Genomic DNA, 26,320 nt, shown 5'->3' on the forward strand with positions numbered 1-26,320 from the left:
CCATGCGCCTGCTGCCCACGCCCATCGTCCCGCCGGCGGTGGAGCCCGTCTCGCTGGCCGATTGCCGTGGCGACGCGCGCATTGACCACGACGCCTTCGACGGCCTGCTGCCCACCTACATCGCCGCTGCCCGGCAGACGTGCGAGCACGAAACTGGCCTCAAGCTCATCACCCAGACTTGTCGCGCCGAGTCCCACGACTGGCCCGCCGACGACGACGTGATCGGCTTCGGCCCGGCCAGCTCTGCCGCCATCACCTACTGGGACGGCGCCGCCTGGGTCGCCCTGTCCACCAGCCTGTACCTGATCGACCACGTCGCAGGCGGCATCGTCATCCTGCCCACCCCTGGCGCCGTCTGGCCTGCACTGGGCGACCGCAACGGCCCCCGCGTGCGCATCGACGTCGTGTGCGGCTATGGCGACACGGCAGACGCTGTCCCCGCCAGCCTGCGCCTCTGGATCCGCGCCCATGTCGTTGCCAACGTCAACGACGCCTCGGCCGTGACGGGGTCATCCGTCGCCATCAACCCCCACCTGTCGGGCCTGCTGGACCCGCACCGGGTTTACGCCCGCCTCTGAAAGATCGCCCATGCCCACCAAGCTCAAGTACAACGGCGCCGGCCCCATCTGGGGCACGACCATCGTCAACAAGCCCGACCGCTGGTATCCCGGTCAGATTCAGGACGTGCCCGACGCGGATGCAGCGCTGTACCTGGCGGCTGGTGTTGGGTTTGAAAAGGTCGGGGGAGAGACTCAATCCCCGGTGTCAAGGGCTGGAAATTCGGTTGACCTGATGAACCCCGCCAGCGGTGTGCCGGTGCTGTCGTCGGCTGGCCGCGCAATCTCCTTTCGGTCTAACGGCGCTCCACTCATTGCATCCGGCGGCGTGCTCACATCGTCGGCAGGCGCCGGGCAGCGCGCGTGGTACTCAGATATGCCAATGCCAGCCGGCTGCAAGCGCATCAGGGCGGAGATTCGCTTTCGGGCTGGCTCGGGAGGAAGAAACGGGGCCGCGGCACTGATCCCATGGCGGGACAGCGTGACGGCTAGCGCCAATATTCCGCCGACTCCGGCGCACTTGGTTTTCAATCGGTGGGGCTGGTCAATCGGGAACTTGCCGAATACAAACGGCACCATCACCAACTACAAGACCGGTCGGTACAACAAGGCGCTGGACGTTGACAAGTGGTACACGGTCGAGCTTTCGCTTGATGGCGGGAAGGCATACATCCTGTTGCCAGATGGCACGACCGCGGTTGGCGAGAACCCGGCCATTGCGGACGTGGTTTGTGCGTACCCGGGCGTCGAGTTCTACCAGTTCGATGGAGCGACCGACGATGTTGTAGAGATTCGACGCGCTTGGTTCAGCGATGGCGATCAAGCGGTCGAGGCAGCGCCGGCCATGACAGCCGGGATGCTGGACATTCCGCGCAGACCGACCGCACTGCAACTCACCAGCCTGACCAGCACAGCCATCGGGACCAGCGCGGCCATCATCGACAGCGCGGCGGTGTGCCCGGTCTACAGCGGCCCCACGGGGGCAGCCAACGTGATTTGCCGGTTCACCGGCTGGGTCAACCTGGCGGCCGGGCGCAGCCTGATCCTGGCGCCCCGATTCGTGGACATTGACGGGGGCGTGGTGGCGCAGCCCTACATGTTCGGCTACACCGCGCCGGACGTCGCCGCCTATGCGGGTCCGTTCACGCTGGAGATGGTGCAGGCCGTCGCATCCTCAAAACCGGTCAACTGCCAACTGTGGGCCAACAGCGCTGGCCCAGGGGGCAGTTCAGGCGACTCCTTCAGCATTGCAGCCAATAAGCCCATCACGATGCAGTTCATCCCTCTGGGCTAGGTTATGCCGCTCCACTTCCACTGCAACTTCAAGGTTTCCGAGACGTTGTCCAAGATGGGCATTAAGTGAACCTTCGAGACACCTCTCAGCCAAAGCAACCTAAGCAACTCTCCTGCTTCGCTGTGTGCAAGGGTGAGCTTCTTGATTGCGCCTGGCTGTGCGTAAGTTGCTATGTCGGGCCACACCCCCTTCTCCGCGAAATGAGCGTGCCCAAAGTCGTCCCCATCGGAGAAGTAGGTAAGGGTGCCGTGTTGTGCATGCAAATAGGGCAACTCGGACCGATGTACAGGAACTTCCTTGAAGTTGGCGCCGATGCGCGTTCTATTGATTGCCCAGACGGCGAGGCGTTCGTCGGCCACCGAACTGGCTTCTGGCACAGCCGCGGCAGCGAAATATGCGGCCACTTGGCCGCTCCCGCTCCAGTCAAGCAGGCTGGTGGGCATCCCGTGGTGTTGAGCCATCGCAGTGAGCGCATCGGGAGCAGACACTCCGGTGAGGCGCATTGGCGGTCCCTGTTCCAAAAGGCGGATCAGAGGAAGTTCTCCAGGGATTCGGCGGACGTATTGACCAGCAGAGTTCGCCAAGTCTGCAAACTCTCTGCAGATTTTCTGCTCAATGGCTGCAGTGGCCAACGCAATCCGGAGTCGATTCGAGGTTTCGGCAGAAATTGGCGACGTCGCTGGGAAGCACGGCGTGAGGCACAACGGATCAACGGTATCGACAGCGCTCCTTACAAGCTTCGTCATCAGAGCGTCGGTGGGTCGCCATGCGGAGGGCAACAACGGCCATTCGGACCGCAGCTGACCGCGGAATACCCAAGGCGTCTTCCACTGCTGTCTGTCAACCCAGCGTTCAGGTTGCAAAGCAAGCAAAAAGTCGGCTGCACTCGTGAAGTGCTCCACCGAGAGTTGGGTAGAAGTGTCCCCGCCCATGTTCAGTTTTCCCAAATGTTATTCGTCGCGGAACGCTAACCCATCTTTTGCAGCCCGTGCCACCAGCCTCGCCAAATTTCCAAGCCCCTGCCGGTGAGTATTAATACCCCATGAAGCTCCCCTCCCGCCGCATCACTCTGCAGCAACCCGTGGTCACCCGCGACCTCACCTACGGCGCTGAGGTCACCACCTGGCAGGACGTCGCCACCGTCTGGGCAGCTCTGACCGAGCGCCAGGTGGCCGAAGGCGTTGACGCCGCCCAGCGCACGATGACCCGCAGCACCACCGTGCGCATCCGCTACCGCACCGGCGTGCTCAACACCTGGCGGCTGGTACTGGGGAGTGGCGCTGCGGCGCGGGTGCTGCAGATCACCGGCACGCTGGAGATCGGGCGGGATTGGCTGGATCTGATGTGTGAGGAGTACGCCGGTGGCTGAGACAACGATCAAGGGCCTGGCCGCGCTCGACAAGCTGCTGAAAGAGCTGCCACAGAAGCTGGAGCGCAACATCATCCGCAGCGCGCTGCGGGCCGGCGCCAAGGTGATCGAGGACGAAGCCAAGCAGCAGCTCGAAGGCCACACCCGCACCGGCCAGCTGCTGGACAGCATCCGCGCCAGTGTGCGGCTGCGCAAGGGTGTGCCGGTGGCCACGATCAAGGCCGGCGGCCGGGGCAACAAGAGCCAGCGCGGCGCGTTCTATGCGCACATGGTCGAGTTCGGCACCGCCGCCCACTTCATCAAGCCCAAGTCGGCCAAGAGCTTGTTCATCGCGGGGGTGATGCGCAACGGCGTCGACCACCCCGGCGCTCAGCCCGTGCCCTTCATGCGCACGGCCATGGATGTGGCCGCCACCGCCGCCGTGCAGGCCTTCGGTGAACAGCTCAAGAAGCGCCTAACCAAGCAGGGCCTGGACACCGCCGACATCGCCATCGAGGCTCCCGAGACCTGACCATGCAAGCCGAACAAGCCCTCCGCGCCCTGTTGATGCAGGACAGCGCGGTGACCACCCTCGTCGGTGCGCGCTGCTACCCCGTCGAGCTGCCGCAAGACACCGCCCTGCCGGCGCTCGTCACGCGCGTCATCAGCACGCAGCTGGCCATCAAGCCGGTGCAGGCGTCTGCACTGCGCGGCACCCACACCAGCCGCGTCAGTGTCGTCGTGCTGGCGGCGGACTACCCCGCGCTGCAGGCCCTGATCCCCCTCATTCGCCGCGCCGCCCATGGCTTCAGTGGGCTGGTGGCGGGTGTCTCCGTCGGCCGCATCAGCGCAGAGCTGATCGGGCCGGCTTTCCGCGACAGCGACCTGCGGCACTACAGCCAGTCGCTGGATTTTCTCGTCACCGTTTATCAACAGGAGTCGCCATGACTGTTCGTTCCACCGCCGGCACCACGCTGCGCATCTCTGCCGCCGCGCCGGCAACTTACAACGCCGCCGGCTACGCCGCGCTGACCTACACCAACATCGGTGAGATCACCGACCTGGGCGAGTTCGGCCGCGAGTACGCCCCGATCAAGCACAACCCGATCGACACGCGCGCTACGGTCAAGCTCAAAGGTTCATTCGACGAGGGCCAGCTTGCGCTGCAGTTGGGCCTCGACACCGACGACGCTGGCCAGATCCTCTGCAAGGCCGCGCTGCTGTCGGACAACAACTACAGCTTCGAGGTCACGGCCCAGAACGGCGATAAGTACTACTTCCCGGCCTTGGTCATGAGCTTCAAGACCAACTTCGGCTCGGTCGACAGCGTCACCAGCGCGTCGATGAACGTCGAGCTGACGTCCAGCAAGCTGGGCGTGGGCGTGGTCGAAGTGCTGGCCGTCTGATGAAAAAACCCGCACTCGGTCGCGAGCTTGGCGCGGCCATCGTTGCCGCGCTGGGTCTGCCCAAGTCGACCGTGGCCATCGACATCCGCATTCGTCACGACGAACTGGTGCAGGTCGAGTGCAGCTACTACCCCGACGAAGACGCGGCGCGCAACTTCGCCACGGTCATGACGCGCCTCACGCTCACTGAGCGTGAGCCTGACAACACCCCCAAACAGATCACCTGACTCCATGGACATCACCATCTTCTCGGCCCGCGACACGGCCACCATCACGCTGCTGCACCCTGTGAGCGGCAACCCCATCACCAGCGACAAAGGCCCGGCCACAGTCACCCTGTACGGCCCCGGCACTGCCCAGCACCAGGCCGCCAGCGCCGCGCGCCAGCAGCGCCTGATGGACCGCCTGGCCACCGGCAAGGCCGGGCAAATCAGCGTTGAGGCGCAGAACAAAGAGCAGGCCGCCTTCCTCGCCGCGTGCACCCACAGCATCAGCGGCTGGGACTACAAGGGCGGCACCGACCAAGCTGCGATCACCGCTGCGTACCTTGACCACGGCATCGGCTGGATTGCCGACCAGGTGGGCAAGGCGCTGGGGAGCTGGGCCAATTTTTTGCCCGAGCCCTTGACGGCCTGATCCCCGTCGTCCGGCAGACCGCATGGCTCAGCGCCACCCCGACCGCACCGGGCGGCAAGCCCGGCCCTGCGTCGCGGCTCCAGCAGATGCAAGGCCGGGGCATCACCCCGGCCATGCCACCGCCCGGCCCTGCGGCTTACCTGCTGGAGTACTTCTGGGACATCGGCCCCAGCGCAAGCGGCGGCATGGGACCAACACCCCTGACCTGGGCAGAGATCCAGGCCTGGCAGCACGTCACCGGCACCCCGCTGCGCCCGTGGGAGGCCCGCACTCTGCGGCGCCTCAGCCACGAGTACATCAACACCTTGCAGGCGTCTGCAGACCCTGCCGCCCCCGCCCCCTACGCCCCCATCAACCCAGACCAGCAGCAGCGTGCGCAAGTGGCGCGCACCGTGGGGTCGATTTTCGGAAGCCGCGCACGTGCAAATCGGTGAACTGACTATCCAGATGGCCGCCGATCTGGCGCGCCTGCGCAGTGACATGGCCGAAGCCCGCCAGGCGGTGGGCGGCGCCATGGCCGGCATCGAAAGCGCCGTCCAGTCTGCCCAGGCCGCACTCGGTGCGCTGGGCATTGGCCTGGGGATTGGCGCCATGATGGGCATGGTGCGCAGCGCGATCGACGCCGCCGATGCGCTGGATGAAATGAGCCAGCGCATTGGCATCAGCGCCAACGAACTGTCGTCGCTGCAGCTGGCCTACAAGATGGCTGGCCTCACCAGCGACGACATGGCCAGCAGCCTCGGCAAGCTGCAAAAGCAGATGGCCGACGGCAATAAAGCCTTCGACGCGTTGGGCGTCAAAACTCACGCCGCCGACGGCAGCCTGCGCGGCACAACCGACGTGCTGGCCGATCTGGCCGATGAGTTCGAGGGCCTCGAAGGCGGCGCCGGAAAGACCGCGCTGGCCATGGAGATCTTCGGCAAGTCGGGCGCCAGCATGGTGCCGCTGCTCGACGCTGGCTCGCAAGGCCTGCGCGACATGATCGAGCAGAGCGAGCGCCTGGGCATCGTCATCAGCAACGAGACCGCCGCCGCTGCGGGGCAGTTTAATGACACGTTGGACCTGCTGGGCACCGGCCTGCAGGGCATCGGCCAGCGCCTGGCCGCGCAGATGCTGCCCACGCTCAACACGCTGTCCGAATCCTTCTTGACCAGCATGACCAGCGGTGACCGCCTGCGCGGCGTGGCCGATACGCTGTCGGCTGCACTCAAGATCCTCTACACCGTGGGCGTGGGTGTGGGCACGGCGTTCTCGATCGTCGGCAAGACCGTCGGCGCCGCTGCGGCGCAGATCGTGGCCGTGTTGAACGGCGACTTCGCGGGCGCCAAAGCCATCGGCGCAGAGTGGCAAGCCGACGTCACCAGCAGCTGGACCGCTGCGGCTGCGCAGATCAGCAGCGCCTGGAACGATACCGGCGGCGCCGCCGTGGCGGCCATGGCCAAGGTGCAAGCCGCCGGCAAGCGCATGGCCCCCAGCGTTGGCAAGCCCGGTGGTGCAGCTGCTAGTGCCGACCCCTACGCCGCCGAGCGCGAAGCCGCCAAAGGCTGGGCCGACGCCTGGAGCGACTTTGCCAAGATCGCCGCCGAAGCCCAGGCCAAGACCAACGACCTGAGCAAAGCCCAGGCCCGGCTCGCTGAATACCTGCAATCGCCCGCGTACAGCAAGGCATCCGACGGCATGCGGCAGCTCGCCCTTGAGCAAGCCTACGCCGCCATCGCCGCCGAAAAAGAAGCCCAGGCCCGCGAGCTGGGCATCAAGGCCGTGGCCGAAGCCATCAAAGGCCACCAAGACCTCGTCAAGGCCCTGACTGGCACGGCAGACAGCACGCTGGAAAGCGCGGTCAAGATCGAGGAAGAGAACCGAGCCACGGCCCTGGCCACGCAGCTGCGCATCAGCCTAGCTGCCGCCATCAGTCTGGTGGAAGTGGCGCGCCTGCGTGAGAAGCAGGTCGAGATGATGGGCAACGAAGACGCGGTTGCGGCGATCGAGCGCGAGATCGAAGCACGCCAGCGCCTGCGCGCTGCCGAAGGCATCAAGACCACCAACGCCGACGCCGAAAAGCGCCTGACCGACTACCTGAGCAAAGACGTCGGCACCAACTTTGCAGCCGGCTTCGACAAGGCCAGCCAGAGTCTCGGCACGTTTGTGCAGACGTTTGCAAGCCTGATCGACGCTCAGGACAAGTACAACAAAGCCCGTCAGGATGCTGGCGGCGATGCTGCCAAGCTCGCCCAGGTCGAGGCCAAAAACTTCGCGCAGCAGATCAACAGCTACGGCAGCCTGGCCGGCGCAGCCAAGGGCATGTTCAAAGAGCGCACGGCCGGCTACAAGCTCATGGCCGGCGCTGAAAAAGCATTCCGCGCTGTCGAGCTGGCGATGGCCGTTCAGACTGCCGCGACTCAGCTCGGGTTGATTCAGGGCGTGACTGCTGCCAAGGTGGCCGGCGATCTGACCGGCACCGCATCTACGCTGGCCACCGTCGGCCCGCAGGTGGCGGCAGCGGCCACCATCGGCAGTGCCAACGCAGCCGCCGCAACAGCCGCTGCAGCCATTGCGCCTCCGCCCTTCGGCTTCATCAACATGGGCCTGATGGCCGCAGCCATGGCTGCGCTGGGCTTCGCCGTGTCGGGCGGCGGTGGCAAAGGTGCCTCGGCTCCCACCAACTCCGGCACCGGCACCGTGCTGGGTGACAGCAGCGCCCAGAGCGAGAGCGTCACCAAAGCCATCGAAGCCCTGGCGCAGGTCGACACCGCCACCATGCGCTACAGCGCGCAGATGCTACAGAGCCTGCGCAACATCGAAAGCAACATCGGCGGGCTGGCCAGCCTGCTGGTGCAGTCGGGCGACCTGGGCTCTGCGGCGGTTGGTGTCCAGACCGGCACGCAGCGCAACCTGCTGGGCGAGGGCGTCAAGGGCGTCACTGATGTGCTGACCTTCGGGCTGCTGCCCGGCCTGGGCAAGGCGCTGGGCAACCTGTTCGGCAGCAAGACCAGCGTCACCGGCCAGGGCATCAGCGCCAATGCGCAGTCGCTGGGCAGCATCCAGCAGCGGGGCTTCGACGCCAGCTACTACGCCGACGTCGAGACCAAGAAAAAATTCTTGGGCGTCACCACCAGCACCAAGAACAGCACACAGCTGACCGACGCCAGCGCAGAAACCGAGCGCCAGTTTGGCCTGATCCTGAGCGGCTTTGCCGACACCGTGAAAGCGGCCGGCGGCCCGCTGGGCGTCAACCTAGATCAGCTGCAGCAGCGCATCAACGGCTTCACGGTCGACATCGGCCGCATTGATCTGCAGGGCCTGACCGGCGGCCAGATCAGCGAAAAACTCACAGCGGTCTTCAGCGCCGCTGGCGACAAGATCGCACGCGGCGTGCTGCCGGGGCTGGATGCATTCCAAGCCGTGGGCGAAGGCTACCTGCAGACCGTAGCGCGCGTGGCCACCGGCGTCGAGACCGCAGGCGCTGCGCTCGATGGGTTGGGCGTGCGTGCGATCGGCTTCCAGGCGCTCACGCAGAAACAAGGCGACGTCGGCCAGAACATCGTCCGGCAGAGCTTGGTCGAAGCCGAAACACAGCAGGTGTACCGGCTCACGCGCGGCATGTTCGGCCTGATCCGCACGACGGTCGAGAGCAGCGTGAGCGGCATCGGCCAGATCATCAGCAGCCTCGACGGCAGCGCGCAAGAGCTGGCCGACACCTACAAAGCGCTGACCGACGTGCGCACCTCGCTGCAGCTGCTGGGCATCAACGGCCAGGCCGTGAGCTTCGCACTGCTCAAGGGCGCGGGTGGGCTGGAAGGCCTGACAGCTGGCGTGGCCGCATTCGAGGAGAGCTTCTTCACCGACCAAGAGAAGGTAACCGCGCAGACCGCGCGCATGCGCAAGGAGTTCGAGCGGCTGGGCGTGGCCATGCCCGCCACGAACGACCAGTTCAAGGCCTTGGTTCAGGGCACCAACACCAACACCGAAGCCGGGCAGCAGCTGCTCGGGGGCCTGCTCGGGCTGTCGAGTGGCTTCGCGGACCTGACTGCCGCCATCGAAGCAGCCAAAGAAGCCGGCCCGGCCAGTGTCGTGAGCGAGGCCATGCAAGCCATCATGCAGCAGCGCGCCGGCCTCGAACAAGAACTCGCCGACCTGGTCGGCGGCGCCGAAGCCGTCCGCCGCCGCGAGCTGGAAGCGATTGATCCCAGCAACCGGGCGATCTATGTGCGCGTGCAGGCGCTCAAAGACGAGCAGGCCGCCGCCACCGCTGCAGCCCAGCAGCGCACGGGCCTTGAGCAACAGCTGCTGCAGATCACCGGCAACACCGCTGCCCTGCGTGCCCGCGAGCTGGCCGCGCTGGCACCCAGCAACCGCGCCATGCAGCAGCGCATCTATGAGCTGCAGGACCAGCAAGCCGCCGAACTGCTGGCCAGCAAAGCCACCGCCGATGCCGCCAAGGCCGCGACCGACGCGGCAGACAAGGCCCGCAGCCTGAGCGAGGCGTGGCGCTCGGTGGGCGGATCGCTGCAAGACGAGATCACCCGCATCCAGGGCCTGGCCGGGGGCGAAGGCACCACCACAGCCAATGCCCAGGCCGCGTTTGCCATGGCCACCGCGCAAGCCCGGGCGGGAGATCAGGGCGCGGCCGACCGCTTGTCGGGGCTGTCCAAGGCCATGCTCGACGCCGCAGAGCAAAGCGCCGGCAGCCTGCGAGAGCTGGCCGCCATCCGCGCTGCCACGGTCGAGAGCCTGCAGCAGACCCGCAGCGTGTCTGCGGCCTACGCGGGCGGCTACGCCACCCAGGCCGGCGCCATCGCCGACAACCCCATGCTGACCAGCCCCACGCTGATCACCTCAGGCGCCAGCAACCCTATGAGCGCACCCGCGCCCGAATCACCTGCAGCCGCTGCGCAAAACGCCGTGCTGTACGAGCTGCAGGCCCTGCGCGAAGAAACGCAAACGCTGCGCAAGTCGCTTGAACGCATGGGCGCTGAGCAGCAGATCAACACCTCGGCCATCGCCAGCAACACCGGCAAGTCCACCCGCATCTTGGAGCGCGTCACGCCCAATGGCGACGCCTTCGAAACCCGCATCGCCAGCCCGATCTAACCCATGCGCTTCCTATCCCCCATCGCCGTCACCGACACGGTGCTCATCAGCAGCAGCGTGCCGGAAGATGAGTTCCCGCTCTGGTCCAGCACGCTCACGTACCCGGTCGACGCTGTCGTCATCAACTTGGCTACGCATGAGATCTATCAGTCGCTGGTCTCTGGCAACCTCAACCGACCACCCGCCACCAGCCCGCTGCACTGGGTCCTGGTGAACCCCACCAACCGGTATGCGATGTTCGACACCAGCCGCGCCACGCCCACTATTGCCGACGGCTCGATCACTGTCACGCTGGGCGGCGGCACCGCCGGCAGCATCTCGCTGCTCGATGTCGTGGCCGACAGCGTGCGCATCACTGTTAACGGCGGCGGCGCGCTGCTGTACGACCTGACGGCGCAGCTGACCGGCATCGCCAGCCTCTACCTCACTGACCTGCCCACCGGCACGGGCAACGAGATCACGATCACCGCCACCAGCACCGGCCAAGTGTCCATCGGCTCGGTGCAGGCCGGCTTCATGTTTCGCATCGGCGACACGCAAGAGGGGTTGTCGATTTCGACCACGGACTACTCGGTGAAAAAAGTCGACGAGTTCGGCAACGCCACGCTCAAGAAACGCAACTTCGCCCGCACCATGCGCGCGAGCGTCAAAGTGGCGGAAGACAACGTCGATGAATCCATTCGCCTGCTGTCTGCCATCCGCGCCACGCCGGTCATCTGGATCGGCTCGCCGCGCTTCAGCTCGACGTTCATCATCGGCTACCTGACCGAGCAAGAAGCGGTGCTCAGTTCATCGCCGCTCAACGAGATCAGCCTGCGCATCGAAGGCATCGCCGAAAGCGACACGTTCACGTTCGAAGACCTCGCCAACGGCGGGCTGGGTGTGCCAGGTGCCACCAGCAGTATCGGCTTTGCCGGCGGCGTCACCAGCTACACCGGCGGCCCCATCGGCTCAGGCGGCGGCGGTGCAGCCAGCACGGGCAACAGCCTGGAGCTGTACTTCAACGGCGACCTGCTCGACTCCTCGGGCAACGGCAATCACGCCGCGCCTTATGGCGGTGGCGCGGTGCGCTTCGTCGAGCCGCGCTGCGGCAGCGGTGCGCTGGTGGGTGTGGCCAGCACGATCAACACCTTCAGCGTCACGGGTGATTTCCTGCTCACGGCCTGGATGTTGGTCCCCCCGCCGGGCGGCGGTGTCACGCTGCTGCTGGGCGATCTGGCTGTCACCACGGCGCTGCAGGCATCGATCAGCACCACACAGCAGGGCGGCGAGGGCGGGCCGTATCCGGTCATCGTCGAGGCGGTGTTTCAGGCTTTCGTGGCGGCTGCCGATGCCTCAGGGGGTGCGCTGCCCCTGCAGACGCCAGTGACTGCCGTGCCCGGCGACTGGGTGCACGTCGAGCTGTCGCGCGTCGGCGCCACCACGCGCCTTTTCGTGGCAGGCCAGCTGATCGGCAGCGCCACCTTGACCGGCTTCAGCGGCCCCATGCGCGTGTATGCCGGCACTATTTCCGACAGCGGTGCGGTCGACAACGTGATCTTCAGCCTGGGCACCACCAGCGCAGCGCACACCGCCAGCTTCACGGTTGATGCCGCTTGCACCGTCGCTTCAGGCGGTGCGCCGTCGCCCTCGAACACGCTGCCCACGGTGCAAATGAGCGCCGGCGAATACGAGGCCAGCAGCGCCACCACCGGCTTTGTCGTGCTGTCGCTTAGTGCGGCATCCACGCAGCCGGTGGTCGTCACGCTGGGCATCGAGAGCCAAGAGATTACCCCTGTCACGCCCATCACCGCCACTATCCCGGCCGGCTCCACCAGCCATGCAGTGATGATCGAGCACGCCGACGCGCATCCTGGCACCGTCGTATCCATCCTGGGCGCGACGTATGCCCACGTCGGCGGCTACAGCAACACCGCCGTCTACCTGGCCGGGACCAGGCCGCCGCCACCGCCCGAGACGGTGCCGTTGCCGGTGGTTTCCATCACGCCCACCAGCGGCAATTACACCCGGGGTGTCAGTGGCGTGCTGGTGACGATCAACGTCGATACCCCATCGCACGGCGGGCTGGATGTGCCGGTCTACATGTACGCCGGACGCGACAACAGCAACGGCACGTACAGCGTGGTGGCCGATCCGCTGCAAGGCAGTCTGTTCATCCCAGCAGGGGTGACGTCCATCACGCTGCGCCCGCAAGATCCGGCGCAGTGGTCCAGCCCACTGCAAATCGGCAACGTGCCGGCGGGCTCCTACATCAGCGGATACATCGGGGTCGGGCTATCCAACAACGAGAGTCAGTACACGCGCGGCCCATCCAGCTTCTTCCTCAACATCGTCTGACCATGCCCGACAAATCCCCCGACGCCTGGCTCAACGCCCCCAACCTCCGCATGATCCGCGCCGGTACCTACGCCGGCCCGGACCGGCGCGAGCGGGCGCACATCACCGAGACCCAATTCAGCGACCTGGTCGAGCGCATCGTCACGCACGACGAGATGCGCGCCATGCGCAGCGACCTGGCCGCCAACTCCGAAAAGACCGCCGAAATCTATGACCTGCTCACAGCTGCGAAGGGGGCGTTTCGCTTCTTGAGCGGCCTGGGCGCCGTGATCGCCTGGGCCGGCAAGATCGCGGCCGGCGCAGCCGCTCTCTACGGCCTTTGGTATGGCCTCACGCACCCGGGCGGCAAATGAGCGACGCTGAACACACCCTGCTGATGCTCTTTATCGGCGCGACGCTCGGCATGTGTGCGGGCGTCTGCACTGCTGCGCTGCTGGCCAGCGCCAAAGTCACCGGCCAGGCCAGCCGCGCGGATCTGCTCGCGGCCTACCTGATGGGCTACAGCGATGCCGAGCGCGGCGCGCCGGCGGATACCACTCGACCTGCAACTTTGGGAGATTAAACATGAGCGCCATCATCAGCTTCCTGGCCGGCGGCACTTTCCGCCTGCTGCTGGGGCAAATCGCCAGCTGGCTCGAAAAGCGCCAAGACCACATCCACGAAATCGAGCGTGCCCGGCTGCAGGCCGAAGCCGATCAGGCCGCACACGACCGCAGCCTGCAGGCCATTCGCGTGCAAGCCGACCTGGGCGTGAAAACCATCGCTGTGCAGTCCGAGGCGACCGTCACCGGCGCCGAAGCCGATGCCTGGCGCCAGGCGGTAGCCGGTGCAGTCGATCCGGCTGATCAGAGCTGGGCCGGCCTGTGGAACAAATCCGTGCGCCCGGCTGCGGCCACCATCGCGCTGGGCTTGTGGTGCGCGGCGCTGGCGTCGCAGTCCTGGGTGATGAGCGACTGGGACCGCGAGATTGTCGGCTCAGTGCTGGGCTTCTTTTTCGCTTCGCGCTCGCTGGGCAAGAAATGAGCGCCGATGCCGAGGCGCTGCAGTTCGTCACCAGCCTGTGTGTTCGCTTCGAGGGCGTGATCCTGCGGCCCTACCTCTGCCCAGCCGGCGTGCCCACCATCGGCGTCGGCTCCACCCGCTACGCCGACGGCCGCGCCGTGCTGCTGGCCGACCCACCCATCACCCGCGACGAGGCGCTGCAGCTGCTCGCCACCACCCTGCGCCGCCAGTACCTCCCCGCCGCACTCACACTCTGCCCCGCCGCCGACACCCCCGGCCGCGTTGCCGCGCTGGTCGACTTTGCCTACAACTGCGGCGTGGGCAGCCTGCGCGCCAGCACGCTGCGCCGCCGCGTCAATGCCGGCGACTGGGACGCCGTGCCCGGCGAGTTGCGCAAGTGGGTCAGGGGAGGGGGGCGCGTGCTGCCGGGGCTGGTGCGGCGGCGTGAGGCGGAGGTGGCGTTGCTGTAAATCGACGCCGAAACGCTTGCACACTACACCCAATGGGTGCATAATAGATCCCATGGACAGGCAATACAGCAAGTCCCCGACGCCTCAGGTAGCAGGCAGGAGTATCAAAATGGCTTGGAACACACTGACTTTCGCTTGCGGCCACACCGAGCAAGTGCAGCTCTACGGGAAGATGACCGAGCGCGACCGCCAAGTCGCCGCAGCCGCGCACCACGACTGCCCGGCCTGCCGGGCTGCCAAAGCGCAAGCAGCCGCCGCTGAGGCTGGCCTGCCGGCTCTGGCAGGCACCGAAAAGCAAGTCGGCTGGGCCGGCGAAGTCCGCGCTAAGCTGATGCCGGAAATCGATGCCCTGGCCGCCAAGGCCTGCGCTAACTTCGCCGCTCTTACGACCGACCAGCAAGCCGCCCGCAGTAGCGAACTTGACAAGATCCAGCGCGCCATCGGCATCATCAAGGCCAACACCAAGGCCGGCTGGTGGATCGATCAGCGCCAGATCGACGCCCGCACCATCTTGGGTACCATCGCCAAGAGCCTGTAAAGCAGGGGGAGGCACTTGGCTGCAAGTGCTTGGCATGATCGATTCGATTACACCGTGCACATCAACCACATCACACTCAACACCGGCCACCTGGCGCGCACCAGCCGCGCTGATGTGCGGGACGACGTGCTGGCAATCATGGCGCCATGGCTGCAATCCGCCGTTGACAGCGGCGCCATCGTGCCGCTGCCTGTGCCGGCGCTCAGCCACTTCAGCGGCCGCGCGCTGGTGCAAGACGGTGGCTTGGTGCTCACGGTTTACGGCCCCGCCGGGCCGCATCAGGTCGGCCGGTCGCACCTCGGCGCAACGATGCCGCTGATCACGCTTGGCGTGGCCAAGCGATCACGCCACGGCGCCGCCCTGTGGCAGATGATGGTCGATGCCTTCGACGCCCATCGCGCTACCAGGATGCCTGCCGAGCCGTGGATCGCGGTTGCGCTGCACGCATCGATAGCCGCCTACCCTGACTCTGCCGAGTGGCTGGGCGATTTCGAGCGCTGCGTAGCCTGGGCCTGGATCACCCGCAAGCCGGATTTGAGGCAAGTGTGATCGAGCAACCAACTCCTGACGCAATCCGCACCGCCCGCGCCGCTGCCGGCCAGACCCAGACTCAGGCTGGTGAGCTGGTCGGCGGGACGCTGCGCACTTGGCAAAACTGGGAGTCAGGGGCGCGTGTCATGCCGGCGGCGGCCTGGGAGCTGTATTTGTTGCGCACGGGGCAGCATCCGAGCTGGGTGTTGACGATACGAAAGTGATACGGACGTCTGCGCGCTCCTATGGAGGCGATGCCTTGAACTACGGCGAGGCGGGCGCGATTGTAGGGCGGTCGGACGAGGTGTCAGCGGGCGGGGGACGAGGCTGGGACCGGTGGGCTGGCGGTTTCGGTCTTGTCGGGTTTGTCGTCCTCGCGCAGGTCCATCAGTCCGGGCTGGCCCCATTTCCAGGTCCAGATCAGGTCGAGGGCATTTTCGCTGCCCGACTGGGCGCGCAGCGTGAAGCGTTGGGCCAGGCGGTAGATCAGCTGCCAGGTGCCGCTGGCGGCGTTGAGACTGCGCTCGTAGCCCAGGTACCAGCGGCGGCTGAGTTGCTTGCCGAGCGTGACGACGGTTTCGCGCGTGTCGGTGTCGGCCTGGCGCACCGAGAACTGGTTGAGGCCGACGCGCTCGATCAGCGAGGGCGAGTCGCTCTCGCCGGCGATCAGCGCGTAGGCGGCACGCTGAAGCAGTGCCAGATCGGTGCGGCCCAGGCCGTCGGAGGCGCGGCCGAGCAGCAGCCACGAGAGCCGGTCGGTGTCGCTCATGGTCGGTTCGCTGAAAAGCCGGATGCGCGGGTTCTGCGCCGTGCCGGTGACGGCCACGCCCACGCGCACGTCTTCCAGATCGGGCCGGGTGGCTTCGATGTCGAGGCGCGGGTTCTCGGGCGGGCCGCTGAAGCTGATGATGCTGCGGTCGACCCTGAGCTTCTGGCCGTAGGCCGCGTAGGTGCCGTCGACCGCCTGGATGTTGCCCTGCACGGCGAGCTTGTTGTTGGGGCTGGTCAGGCGCAACTCGCCTGCCAGCCGGGTGTTGAGGCCGCGGCCCTTGAGCACGAAGGCCGGTCCGAGGTCGGTGCGCAGGTCGAGCGTGACGGTGCGGCGGCTGCGCGGTGCGGCAGCGCGCTCGCGTTGCAGGGCCTCGGTTTCGGCGCGGACCACGCGGACATCGTCGGCCAGGCTGGGCGCATCGCTCTGGGTGAAGTCGAAGCGGCCTTCGTCGGCCTGCACGCGGCCCTTGAGGGTGGTGCTGAGGGCGTCGAACGTCAGGTCGGCCTCGCCGCTGGCGACCACGCGGCGGTCGACTCGCTGCAGTGCAGCGAAGTGGTCGGCGCGGATTTTCAGTACGGCGCGCGGTGTGGCGCCCAGCTGCGCGTCGCCGCTGGCGCTGAGCGTGCCGTTGCCGGCGCGCACGCTGAAGGTGTCGATGCGCGCGGTATCGCCCGCGAGCGTGACCTTGACCTGCGCGTCACGCCAGTCGACGCCCTGCAGCACGTTGCGTACGGCGATGTTGTCGCCGGCGAGTTCGCCGCTGAATTCCGGCGCGCCGAAGCGCCCGCTGACGCGCGCCTGCGAGCCGAGCCGGCCGGTGAGCCGCCAGCCCGCCGGCAGCCAGCGGCCCCAGTTGCCGAGCTGCGCCACCTGCAGGTCGATCTTGCCCTGCACCGGCGCGCGGGCGTCGGGCCACAGGGCTTGCGGTGGCGCGGTGACGGTCTGCTCACCCAGCAGGTAGCCGAGGTTGCCGCCCGTGATGAGCTGGCTGAGCTGCCAGCGGCCATCGTGCGCCGCCAGCGCGAGCTTGAGGCCGACCAGCCCCAGGCGCTGCGGCGGGCTGCCGGCCTCCAGGTCGGTCACGGTGAGGTCGCCGCTTTCGCGGTGGATGTCGGCGTCGGCCTGAAAGTGCTCGGGCGTGGAGCGCACGTTGATCTGACCCGCCAGCCGCAGATCACCGCCCCAGCCAAAGCCGGGCTGGGCACGCACCAGCAGCGGCGCGACGATCAGCGGCTCCAGCCGGGCGCGCAGTTGCAGACGGGCGCCGGGTGCGCCGGCCTGGGGGCCGACCGGCGTGCTGGCGCGGCGCCAGTCGAGCTCATCAAGCGCCAGCCGCGCGTCCAGCAGGGCCAGCCGCGTGGCGCCCATGCTCAGGTGCAGGCCGGTGGGATCGCTGATCAGGCTCAGGGCGGTGGGTTGCAGCAGGAGCAGCGGGGCGGGTAGGGTGGCTGCGGCGGTTGTCGCGGCTTTGGCCGATGCGCCGGTCTTGACCTCCGCCGCACGCAGTTCCAGTTGCTGCACCAGTCCTTGCCAGCCCAGGCGCTGCTCGGCGGGCTCGTTGAGCCAGCTGCCCTTGGCCTGCAGGCGGGCCGCCCACAGGCTGGGCAGCGGGTTGTTGCCATTGCCGTTACTTTCTGCACTGGCCTTGACCGGCCCGGCTTGCGCGAGCGCGAACGTGATTTCGTGCGCCGCGCTGGTGCCGCTGGCCTGCAGCGTCAGGTCTTGCAGCCGGCTGCTGGAGGTCTGCAGTTGCGCCAGCCGCGCCTGGATGACGAGCGGATCTTGCGACTGGCTGCCCAGCCGCCAGTCGATGGACAGATCGCGCAGGTCGATGCTGGTGGTGGCTGCCGGGGTGGCTGCCGGGGTGATGGCATCGGCGCTGCGTTCGCTCCACTGCAGCACGGGCAGGCTGACGTGGCCGCTGCTGCGCAGCCGGGGCCAGCGGCCGTCGATTTCGGCCTCGCCCACGCTGCTGCCGCTCAGGCGCAGGGCGGTTTGCTGCGGCGCGAACAGGCGCAGCCAGGGCTGCAGGCGCTCGAACGAGCTGCTCTGCCAGGCCAGCCGCCAGCGGTCCTGCGCCTGCAGCGGGTCGAGCTCGCCGTGGGCTTGCAGCGCGATGGCGTTGGGGCCGGGATCGGTCACGGTCTGGCTGGCTGCAGGCGGGCCGAGCCGCAGGTCGATGTCGGCCACCAGGCGCGGCAGATCGCGCGGCACCGGCACGCCGGGAATCAGGTCGGCGGCGCTGGCCGCACCCTTGGCGGCGGGGGCCTTGCCAGCCACGCGGGTCGAGTGCAGTGCGAGCCGGCCGCTGACCGGTTGGCCGGCCAGCAGGCTGGGCATCAGGTCGACCTGGGCCTGGCCTTGCAGCAGCGCCAGGCGGCCCAGGCCATGCTCGTTCTGGCTGCTTTGCGGCAGCTGCAGGTCGAGCGTGGCACGGCCGTCGAGGCGGTGCGGTCCTGCGCTCAGCAGGCGTTGCAGTGTGCTGTCCGGCCCGGTGCGGGTGGAGTCGGCAGGCGGGCGCTGCGGCAGCGGCGCGGTGGCGGGGCTGTGCCACCACAGGCTGGGGTCGAAGGCGCGCAGCTCGCTCTCCAGCTGCAGCTTCCACAGCGCGGCGGTGCGCTGTAGTTCGCCGCGGGCTTGCAGGCGCGCGGCGCCGGCCTGGATCTGCAGGTCCTGCACGTGGAGCTTCTGCGGGTGGGCGTCAGCTGCCAGCTTGAGGCGTGCGGCGGGCAGGCCTGCGCCCATCAGCTGGCCTTCCAGGTCGGTGGTCAGCGTGGTCTGCCAGGCGGGTGGTGCGCCGGGCAGGGTGTCGTTCCGGGCGGCATCCAGCGCCAGATCCAGGTCCCAGGCCAGCGGCCCGCCCAGCTGCAGCGCCGGCGCGCGGCTGTCGAGGCGTGCGGGCCGCACCTCGGTCAGCTGGGCCGTGAGCTGGAGTGCCAGCCGGCGTTGTGGTGCCGTGCCGCTGACGGCCCAGCGGCCTTCGCCTTGTACCTGGCCGGCGGATTGGCTGGCGCTGCCGAGTTCCAGCTGCAGCGCCTCGACATGGCCGATCTCGGGCTGTTGCGCGTCGCTGTGCGCCAGCAGATCGAGCCGGCGCACCGGCAGCTGACCGGTCGACCACGCGCCGGCCAGGCTGTTGCGCAGCGCAGCGTTCAGGCGCAGGCCGAGCGGCTTTCCGGCCTGCGCGGCCGGCTCGAAACCCAGATCCAGCTCGCCGCTGAGTGCCGTGCGGGGCAGGTTGCTGGCGAGCGCGGCCAGGTCGAGCGCTTCCAGCCTGGCCTGCAGGCGGGCGACGGGCCAGGGCTGCTCCAGCTGCAGGCGGGCCTGGGCGTCCAGGCTCTGGCCGTGTCCACGCAACTGGGCCACCAGCGACAAGTCCGCCAGCGGGCCTTGGCCCTGCACGCTCATGTGCCAGTCGCCGGGGGCGGTGTGGGCGGCGACCGGATCGATTTCGGCGCCCGCCTTCAGGTTCAGCGGCGCGGCGGCGTCCAGCGTGGCCTCGCCGGTGGCCTGCAGTTGATCCCAGCGCAGGCTCAGGCCGCGCAGGGTGTGGACCGCGCGCGGGCCGGGTGCCAGCGTCAGCGCAGCACGGGCCTCCTGGATGGGGTGGGCACCGAGGTCATCGGCCTCGATGGCACGGACGCGAATGGCGTCGATCTGCAGCCCCAGCGGCAGTGTCAGGCGGGTCGGCAGGCGCACCGGTTGGCCGTCGGACGGGCCGCGCAGCGCGATCCGGTCGGCCTCCAGGCGCGTGACCTGCAGGTGCGGCGCGCCTTGCGTCCACGACCAGCGCAGGCCCTGCCAGCGCAGTTGTTCCACGCTCAGATGGCGGGTGGTGCCCATGGGCACGGTCAGCCGCGAGGCCTGGAAATCGCCCCGCAGCAGCGCGCCTTGCGGCTGCTCGACCTGCACGTTCACGCCCAATGACGGCAGCGCGGCCAGCAGCCAGGCGCTGCCGCGTGCCGTGAACGGCAAGCTCAGCACGGCGCCCAGCAGCAGCAGCGGCAGCACGCACAGCAGCACGGTCAGCGTGAAGAAGCGGCGCCCGGTGCGCACCGGGGTGGGTGTGGTGGGCGTGATGGGGGCCGCAGCGGAAGAGGGCGCGGCGTCGTGGAGGTCGCTCATGTCAGAACGTGATGCCCACGCTCAGGTGCAGCCGGAATTTCTGCGTGGCCTGACCGTAGGCCAGGTCGATGCGCAGCGGCCCGACCGGGCTGCGCCAGCGCACGCCGACGCCATAGCCGTAGGCCGGGCGATAGTCTTCCCAGCGGGTGGCGGCATTGCCGGCGTCGACAAACACGGCGCCCCACCAGGCGGGCGAGCGGCTGCTGAACGGGCGTGCCAGCTCGAAGCTGGCGTTGGCCATCACGCGGCCGCCCACGCTGGTGCCGTCTGCTGCCGTCGGCCCCAGGCTCTGGTAGCCGTAGCCGCGCACGGTGTCGTCGCCGCCGCTGCGGAACAGCAGCGTGAAGGGCACGGCCACCTCGCTGGCCGAGTAGACCTCGCCCAGCTGCAGCCGCGCCTGGCCGTACCAGTTGGCGCCGGGCGTCCAGTAGCCGGTCACGCGCGCCAGGCTGCGCCCGAACCAGCCGGCCTGGGCCGTGCTGGCGAAGGAGCGGCCCACGCCGGCTTCGGCCGACAGGCTCACGCCGCGGGTCGGCAGAACCGGGTGGTCCAGATCGCGCCAGACCCACTGGTAGTTGTAGGTCAGCGACGAGGCGTCATCCACCGCGCCCCCGTCGCTCAGGCTGCGCGTGAAGGCACGCTGCCACTCGAAGTAGTACAGCCGCTCGATGCGCTCGCCGTCCTGCGTGCGGCCCAGGCGCACGCGTTCGCTGGTGACGTGCAGGCCGCTGGCCTCGGTACTGCTCAGCGCCAGGCCGACCAGATTGCGGTGCGGCCCCGGCAGCGGGTGCGAGGTCAGGTCGACCTGCGCGATCTGCTGCTGCCGACCGAGCTGCAGCTTGGTCTTGGCCTGCCAGCTGTAGTCGAGCGGACGCTGGTGCAGGTGCTCGATCGTCACGCGCGGGCCGGTGGCGTCGGACATGCCGATGCCGAAGGTGGCCTGCTGGAGCGCCCGCTCGGTCACGCGCACCGTGATCGGTGCGGCGGCGGCATGCGCGGTGTCGGGGTCGAACTCCACGGCCACGGCATCGAACAGCCCGGACTTGACCAGCCTGTCCTGATAGTCCAGCAGCGGCTTCTCGCGCAGCGGCTGGCCTTCGCTGAAGGTCAGCAGCGCCTGCAGCGCAGCCGGGCGGACGTGGTCGAGGCCTTCGAAATGAACGGTGCCAAAGCGGAACAGCGGCCCGCTGTCGGCCACGACGTACAGCCGGGCCTGATGCACCTCGGGTGTCTTGACTTCGACCTCGGCCACCGTGCCGCTCCAGCTCGCCTGGGCGTAGCCCTCGGCGCGCAGCAGCGTCAGCGTGCTGGCCTTGGCATCGCCCCAGGCGTCTTGCGTGTAGGGCCGGCCTTCAGACAGCGGCCAGCGCTGGCGCAGGCTGTCGATGAGGGCCTGTGCGTCCTGGCGGACGGCGGCCGTGGCGGCGTCGGTGGTCTCGGCTTGTGCGGCGAGTTCGCCGGCCACCTCCAGCCGCACTTGCTCGACGCGTGTGAGCGCGCCCGGCCGGGCGTCCACGCGCACCTTGACCGGCTGGCCGGGCGCTGCGGTGCCGACCACGGCGGCGCTGACCTGGGCGTCGAAATAGCCCTCGGTCTCCAGCAACTGGCGCGCCTGCAGCGGTGCGGCGGCCAGCAGCCGGGCGAGTTCGGCGCGGGTGATGCCTTCGGCCGAGGCGTTGTCCACGCGCTGGAAACGCGCCAGGTCGAGGTAGCGCTCCAGCAGCGCGCGCAGGTCCTCGGGGGCGTCGATCGTCAGCTGCCAGGTGATCAGGCTCTGATCGACGCTGTCGGGGTTGTCCGCGCCGGTGGGCTCCTGCAGACTGATGTCCGGCCCGGCAGGCGCGGCCAGCTCGACCGGAACGACCGCCCGGCTCGGGACTTGAGCCTGTGCGCCCGCCATCAGCATGGCGGCGGTAGCCGCCAGCAAACCCTCGCGCCGCATCACTTGGACAGCAAGCGCATGGCCTGGTCCAGCCCGGCCAGCGACATCGGGAACATGCGCTGGCCCATCAGCTGCTGCACCAGGGCGACGCTCTGGCGGTACTCCCAGACGCCGACGGGCTCGGGGTTGATCCAGGCGAACTTGGGGAAGGCGTGCGTCAGGCGCTGCAGCCATTCGGCGCCGGCCTCGGCGTTGTTGTATTCGACGCTGCCGCCCACCTGCGTGATCTCGTAGGGACTCATGGTCGCGTCACCGATGAAGATCAGCTTGTAGTCGCGGTTGTACTTGCGGATCATGTCCCAGGTGGACAGCTTCTCGGCGTGGCGGCGCTGGTTGTGCTTCCAGACGTGGTCGTAGACGCAGTTGTGGAAGTAATAGAACTCCAGGTGCTTGAACTCGCTCTTGGCGGCTGAGAACAGCTCTTCGACCCGGTGGATGTGGTCGTCCATGGTGCCGCCCACGTCCATCAGCAGCAGCACCTTGACCTTGTTGTGGCGCTCGGGCACCAGTTTGATGTCGAGCAGGCCGGCGTTGGCTGCCGTGCGGTGGATGGTGTCGTCGAGGTCGAGCTCGGTCTCGGCGCCTTCACGCGCAAAGCGGCGCAGGCGGCGCAGCGCGATCTTGATGTTGCGGGTGCCGAGTTCGAGCGTGTCGTCGTAGTCGCGGAAGGCGCGCTGCTCCCAGACCTTGACCGCGCTGCGGTTGCGTCCCGGCCCGCCGATGCGTACGCCGGCCGGGTTGGTGCCGCCGTGGCCGTAGGGGCTGGTGCCGCCGGTGCCGATCCACTTGGCTCCACCTTCGTGGCGCTCTTTCTGCTCTTCGAGACGTTTTTTCAGCGTCTCCATCAGCTCGTCCCAGCCGAGGGTCTTGATGCGGGCGCGCTCCTCGGCGCTCAACTCGCGCTCCAGCACCTGGCGCAGCCAGTCGAGCGGAATGTCACGGTTGAAGTCGGTCAACAGCTCCACGCCTTTGAAGTAGGCGGCAAAGGCGCGGTCGAACTTGTCGAAGTGGGCTTCGTCCTTGACCAGCGTCAGGCGCGCGAGGTGATAGAACTTGTCGACCGTGGGGCCGCCGTCGTCATCGAGCACGCCGGCCTGCAGCGCTTCGAGCAGGCTCAGGAATTCCGGAATCGAGGCCGGCAGGCGGGCGCTGCGCAGGGTGTAGAAGAAGTCGATCAGCATGGGAGGCCAGGGTCTGGCGCCGGTAGGAAGTCACACGGCGCCCGGCCTTATTGTGGCTTCCCCGGCAGGCGGTGCGCGGCCAGCCAGCTCAATACTTCCCGGTACCAGAGCCGGTTGTTGCTGGGCTTGACGATCCAGTGGTGCTCGTCCGGAAACCACAGCAGCCGGGCGGGCACACCGCGCGCCTTGAGGGTGTTGTAGTAGGCCAGTCCCTGCGCGTCGGGCACGCGAAAGTCCTGCGCGCCGTGCGTCACCAGCGTGGGCGTGTCCATGTCGGCGGCGTAGGTGTGCGGGCTTTGCGAGGCGACCTGCGCCGGGTCGTCCCAGTAGGGCGCGCCCAGCTCGCGGGCGTGCCAGACGTAGGCGTCGTCGGCAAACATCGCCGTCCAGTCGAAGCAGCCGGCGTGGCACACAAAAGCCGCGTAGCGACCCGCCGGCACGCGGCCGTTCAGCCACGCCGCCAGGTAGCCGCCGTAGCTGCCGCCGGCGGCATAGAGCCGGCGTGCGTCGGCCCATGGCTGGGCCAGCAACCAGGTGCTGGCGGCTTCGATGTCCTGCAGTTCCAGTTCGCCCCAGCGCTGGGTGATCGAGTCCAGAAACGCGTAGCCGAAGCCGCTGGAGCCATGGAAGTTGACGCACGCCACCACATAGCCCGCGCCGGCCAGCACCTGCTGGTTCCAGCGCCAGTGCCAGTTGTCGGCAAAGGCCGAATGCGGCCCGCCGTGCAGCAGGTGCAGCACCGGATAACGCTTGGCCGGATCGAAATCGGGCGGATAGATCAGCCGCATCTGCACCGTGTCGCCCAGGGCGCCGCTGATCGGCACCAGCTCGCTGTGCCCGAAGCGGTGGCGTGCCAGCAGCGCGTCGTTGAAGTGCTCGATGCGGCGCAGCGCCTGGCCCGGCAGCGCGCCCGGAATCAGCGCGCGGATCTGTGGCGGCTGGTCGATGTGGTCGAGGTTGAGCACCGTGGTGCCGGCGCGCTTGTCGAAGCTGTTGACCACGCCTGTGTGCTCACCCCTCAGGTCGCCATTCACCACGCGCTCGGCTCGCGCATCCGGCAGATCAAAGCGCCAGAGCGGCCGGGTGCCCTTGTCCTCGGCCAGCAGCAGCACGGCCTGGCCGTCTTCCTCCCACAGCAGCGGCGGGTTGACGACGTGGTCCCACGCCGCGCTGACCACCTCCCAGCGGCCGGTTTCGCTGTCCCATAGCGCCAGCTGCGCCGGCATGGTGTGCTTGACGCCCTGGTGGCTGGCCACGAAGGCGATGCGGTCGCCCGCCGGGCTGTAGCGCGGCGCCAGGCAATCCCAAGCCGGGTCCTGCACCAGCGTGCGCCAGTGGCTGGTGAGCACGTCGATCTCCGCCAGCGCGAATCGGTGGTCGATTTGCTTGGTGGGCGCCGGGTCGTGCGCGAAGACGATGCGCGCGCCGTCGGGTGCGATGTCGAAGCACAGCGCGTCCGGGTCGGTGCGCGTCAGCTCCAGCGGCGTGCCCTCGAACAGGTCGTGTACCTCGCCGCTCGCCACGTCCAGCACGTGCAGGTGCGGCACGCGGTCCTGCGGCAGGTTCTGGTTCCACCAGCGGTAGAGCGTCTCGCTGGTGGCGTAGCCGGTTTCCTGGCGCTCTTTCCAGGCCTTGAGGCGCCGGGCCTGCGCGGGGGCGCCACGCTCATCCGGCCAGACCCAGCTGATGAAGGCGATGTGCTGGCCATCCGGAAACCACTTGAAGGCCTCGACGCCGGTGGCGACCGTGGCCACGCGGCGGGCCTCGCCGCCATCGGGCGCGATCAGGTAGAGCTGGGGCGCCTCGTCCTTCTGGCCTTGCTGCTCGCGCTGGGCGATGAAGGCGATCTGGTCGCCGTGCGGGCTCCAGGCGGGCTGGCCGTCCTTGTCGCCGCCCTCAGTCAACCGGCGTGGCGCACCGCCCAGCGTGGAGAGCAACCACAGGCTGCTGCGGCTCTTGTTGTCGGTCAACGAGGGCGTGGCGACGGCGACCACCGCCTGCGCACCGTCCGGGCTCAGGCTGGGGGCGCCCAGGCGGTCGAGCGCCCAGAGGTCGTCGATGCTGAAGGTGGCGGGGGCGGGGGCGGGGGCTGGAGCAGGAGCAGGAGCAGGAGCAGGAGCAGGCGTGGCAGTCATCTGGGCTCTCCTCGGGATGCCCGCCGCAGTTTCAGCGCGGCTGGGCCAGTTGCCAGCTCAGGTGCTGGCGCACCGTGGGCCATTCTGGCGCGGTGATGCTGTAGACGCAGGTGTCGCGCAGGCTGCCGTCGGCGCTGCGCTGGTGGTGGCGCAGGATGCCGTCAAGTTGCGCGCCCAGGCGCTCGATGGCGCGGCGGCTCTGCTGGTTGAAGCGGTGCGTGCGCAGCTCGACGGCCAGGCAGTCCAGCGTCTCGAACGCATGGCGCAGCAGCATCAGCTTGCACTCGGTGTTGAGGGCGCTGCGCTGCACCCGCTGCGCCAGCCAGGTCGAGCCGATTTCCACGCGCTGGTGCACCGGGTCGATGTGCATGAAGGTGGTCATGCCGGCCGGCACGCCGTGGGCATCGAGCACCGTGAACGGCAGCATGCTGCCGGCGGCCTGCAGGCCCAAACGCCGGTCGATCTCGGCAGCCATGCCTTCGGGGCTGGGCACCACCGTGTACCAGAGGGCAGGCAGGTTGCCTTCACGGGCGGCCTCGGCCAACGCCGGCGCGTGCTCCGGCGCCAGCGGCACCAGGCTGGCGTGGTGGCCGCGCAGGCTGACGGGCTGCAGGCGCAGGTTGGGCCAGGCCATCAGCGTGGGCCCCGGGATTTCTTGGCGGCCGCGCGGGCTGCCTTGACTTCTCGGCGGGAGGGCTCGTCCTGGCTGGCCTGTGGCGGCTGTTGCGGTGTCGGGCGCAGCAGCTTGCGCGCGGCTGCCTTGCCCATGCCGGCGCCCAGGCCGACCAGCAGGATGCCGGCGATCGACGCGCCGCTCCAGCCCTGCTCGCCCAGGAAGTCGAAGCCCAGCGCACGGGCGATCAGGCCGCCGGCCAGCGCGCCGCCCACGAAGCCCAGCGCATCGACCAGACCCTCACCGAGGGCGTTTTTCATTTCTTGATTCATAGGACTCTCA

The 26,320-nt window shown here is 68.2% G+C and carries 24 protein-coding genes; 17 read left to right on the forward strand and 7 right to left on the reverse strand.

Going from position 1 to position 26,320, the window contains the following annotated elements; genetic code table 11:
• Nucleotides 1-2: 2 nt before the first annotated feature.
• Both AC5IG3_RS03210 and AC5IG3_RS03215 read left to right on the forward strand, forming a co-directional pair.
• Nucleotides 3-578: a head-tail connector protein gene (locus AC5IG3_RS03210; RefSeq protein ID WP_491904830.1), complete on the forward strand. Its 576-nt coding sequence runs from the start codon at nt 3-5 to the stop codon at nt 576-578.
• 10 nt (nt 579-588) lie between these two features.
• Nucleotides 589-1,851 (forward strand): hypothetical protein, encoded by a 1,263-nt coding sequence (locus tag AC5IG3_RS03215; RefSeq protein WP_491904831.1) that lies wholly within the window; start codon nt 589-591, stop codon nt 1,849-1,851.
• Here the strand turns inward: AC5IG3_RS03215 and AC5IG3_RS03220 are convergent.
• On the reverse strand, nt 1,848-2,798 hold the full coding sequence (locus tag AC5IG3_RS03220; protein ID WP_491904832.1) for an FRG domain-containing protein: 951 nt from the start codon (nt 2,796-2,798) through the stop codon (nt 1,848-1,850). The two genes, AC5IG3_RS03215 and AC5IG3_RS03220, sit on opposite strands and share 4 nt — an antisense overlap.
• A 95-nt stretch (nt 2,799-2,893) precedes the next feature.
• Here AC5IG3_RS03220 and AC5IG3_RS03225 point away from each other — a divergent pair, with 95 nt between their 5' ends.
• The 15 genes from AC5IG3_RS03225 (at nt 2,894) to AC5IG3_RS03295 (ending at nt 15,228) form a co-directional block, all read left to right on the forward strand.
• Entirely contained in the window at nt 2,894-3,220 is a 327-nt protein-coding gene (locus AC5IG3_RS03225; RefSeq protein WP_491904833.1) for a phage head closure protein, read from the forward strand.
• Nucleotides 3,213-3,731, forward strand: coding sequence for an HK97-gp10 family putative phage morphogenesis protein (locus tag AC5IG3_RS03230; RefSeq protein ID WP_491904834.1), 519 nt, complete (start codon nt 3,213-3,215; stop codon nt 3,729-3,731). The genes AC5IG3_RS03225 and AC5IG3_RS03230 overlap by 8 nt, the downstream gene beginning before the upstream one ends.
• 2 nt (nt 3,732-3,733) lie before the next feature.
• On the forward strand, nt 3,734-4,147 hold the full coding sequence (gp17, locus tag AC5IG3_RS03235; RefSeq protein WP_491904835.1) for a tail completion protein gp17: 414 nt from the start codon (nt 3,734-3,736) through the stop codon (nt 4,145-4,147).
• Nucleotides 4,144-4,605, forward strand: a complete 462-nt coding sequence (locus AC5IG3_RS03240; protein WP_491904836.1) for a hypothetical protein — start codon at nt 4,144-4,146, stop codon at nt 4,603-4,605. Before gp17 ends, AC5IG3_RS03240 begins: the two co-directional genes overlap by 4 nt.
• Entirely contained in the window at nt 4,605-4,832 is a 228-nt protein-coding gene (locus AC5IG3_RS03245) for a hypothetical protein (RefSeq protein WP_491904837.1), read from the forward strand. Before AC5IG3_RS03240 ends, AC5IG3_RS03245 begins: the two co-directional genes overlap by 1 nt.
• Before the next feature lie 4 nt (nt 4,833-4,836).
• Nucleotides 4,837-5,241: a hypothetical protein gene (locus AC5IG3_RS03250; protein WP_491904838.1), complete on the forward strand. Its 405-nt coding sequence runs from the start codon at nt 4,837-4,839 to the stop codon at nt 5,239-5,241.
• Between the two features lie 113 nt (nt 5,242-5,354).
• Complete coding sequence (locus tag AC5IG3_RS03255; RefSeq protein WP_491904839.1) at nt 5,355-5,675, forward strand: phage tail assembly chaperone; 321 nt, start codon at nt 5,355-5,357, stop codon at nt 5,673-5,675.
• Nucleotides 5,662-10,332, forward strand: coding sequence for a phage tail tape measure protein (locus tag AC5IG3_RS03260; protein ID WP_491904840.1), 4,671 nt, complete (start codon nt 5,662-5,664; stop codon nt 10,330-10,332). The genes AC5IG3_RS03255 and AC5IG3_RS03260 overlap by 14 nt, the downstream gene beginning before the upstream one ends.
• Before the next feature lie 3 nt (nt 10,333-10,335).
• A complete protein-coding gene (locus AC5IG3_RS03265; RefSeq protein WP_491904841.1) occupies nt 10,336-12,669 on the forward strand; it encodes a hypothetical protein in 2,334 nt (777 codons plus the stop codon).
• Nucleotides 12,670-12,671: 2 nt separating this feature from the next.
• Complete coding sequence (locus AC5IG3_RS03270; RefSeq protein WP_491904842.1) at nt 12,672-13,022, forward strand: hypothetical protein; 351 nt, start codon at nt 12,672-12,674, stop codon at nt 13,020-13,022.
• Entirely contained in the window at nt 13,019-13,231 is a 213-nt protein-coding gene (locus tag AC5IG3_RS03275) for a hypothetical protein (RefSeq protein ID WP_491904843.1), read from the forward strand. The genes AC5IG3_RS03270 and AC5IG3_RS03275 overlap by 4 nt, the downstream gene beginning before the upstream one ends.
• Nucleotides 13,232-13,233: 2 nt before the next feature.
• Nucleotides 13,234-13,692, forward strand: coding sequence for a hypothetical protein (locus AC5IG3_RS03280; protein ID WP_491904844.1), 459 nt, complete (start codon nt 13,234-13,236; stop codon nt 13,690-13,692).
• A complete protein-coding gene (locus AC5IG3_RS03285; RefSeq protein WP_491904845.1) occupies nt 13,689-14,141 on the forward strand; it encodes a lysozyme in 453 nt (150 codons plus the stop codon). Before AC5IG3_RS03280 ends, AC5IG3_RS03285 begins: the two co-directional genes overlap by 4 nt.
• A 109-nt stretch (nt 14,142-14,250) precedes the next feature.
• The gene (locus AC5IG3_RS03290) at nt 14,251-14,679 is read left to right on the forward strand and encodes a hypothetical protein (RefSeq protein WP_491904846.1); all 429 of its coding nucleotides are present in this window, start codon (nt 14,251-14,253) and stop codon (nt 14,677-14,679) included.
• Between the two features lie 54 nt (nt 14,680-14,733).
• A complete protein-coding gene (locus tag AC5IG3_RS03295; protein WP_491904847.1) occupies nt 14,734-15,228 on the forward strand; it encodes a hypothetical protein in 495 nt (164 codons plus the stop codon).
• A gap of 289 nt (nt 15,229-15,517) precedes the next feature.
• Here AC5IG3_RS03295 and AC5IG3_RS03300 read toward each other — a convergent pair whose 3' ends face one another.
• From AC5IG3_RS03300 to AC5IG3_RS03325, 6 genes are read right to left on the reverse strand one after another with little or no spacing between them, the layout of a single operon-like run.
• Nucleotides 15,518-20,107, reverse strand: a complete 4,590-nt coding sequence (locus AC5IG3_RS03300) for a translocation/assembly module TamB domain-containing protein (protein ID WP_491904848.1) — start codon at nt 20,105-20,107, stop codon at nt 15,518-15,520.
• A gap of 1 nt (nt 20,108) precedes the next feature.
• The gene (locus AC5IG3_RS03305) at nt 20,109-22,034 is read right to left on the reverse strand and encodes an autotransporter assembly complex protein TamA (protein ID WP_491904849.1); all 1,926 of its coding nucleotides are present in this window, start codon (nt 22,032-22,034) and stop codon (nt 20,109-20,111) included.
• A 14-nt stretch (nt 22,035-22,048) separates the two neighbouring features.
• On the reverse strand, nt 22,049-23,230 hold the full coding sequence (locus tag AC5IG3_RS03310; RefSeq protein WP_491904850.1) for a vWA domain-containing protein: 1,182 nt from the start codon (nt 23,228-23,230) through the stop codon (nt 22,049-22,051).
• A 47-nt stretch (nt 23,231-23,277) separates the two neighbouring features.
• The gene (locus AC5IG3_RS03315; protein WP_491904851.1) at nt 23,278-25,365 is read right to left on the reverse strand and encodes a S9 family peptidase; all 2,088 of its coding nucleotides are present in this window, start codon (nt 25,363-25,365) and stop codon (nt 23,278-23,280) included.
• Nucleotides 25,366-25,396: 31 nt separating this feature from the next.
• Nucleotides 25,397-25,999, reverse strand: coding sequence for a GNAT family N-acetyltransferase (locus AC5IG3_RS03320; protein WP_491904852.1), 603 nt, complete (start codon nt 25,997-25,999; stop codon nt 25,397-25,399).
• Nucleotides 25,999-26,298, reverse strand: coding sequence for a hypothetical protein (locus tag AC5IG3_RS03325; RefSeq protein WP_491904853.1), 300 nt, complete (start codon nt 26,296-26,298; stop codon nt 25,999-26,001). Before AC5IG3_RS03325 ends, AC5IG3_RS03320 begins: the two co-directional genes overlap by 1 nt.
• Between the last annotated feature and the right edge of the window lie 22 nt (nt 26,299-26,320).

It is taken from the genome of Leptothrix sp. (in: b-proteobacteria) (assembly GCF_965250675.1).
GTDB lineage: Bacteria > Pseudomonadota > Gammaproteobacteria > Burkholderiales > Burkholderiaceae_C > Sphaerotilus.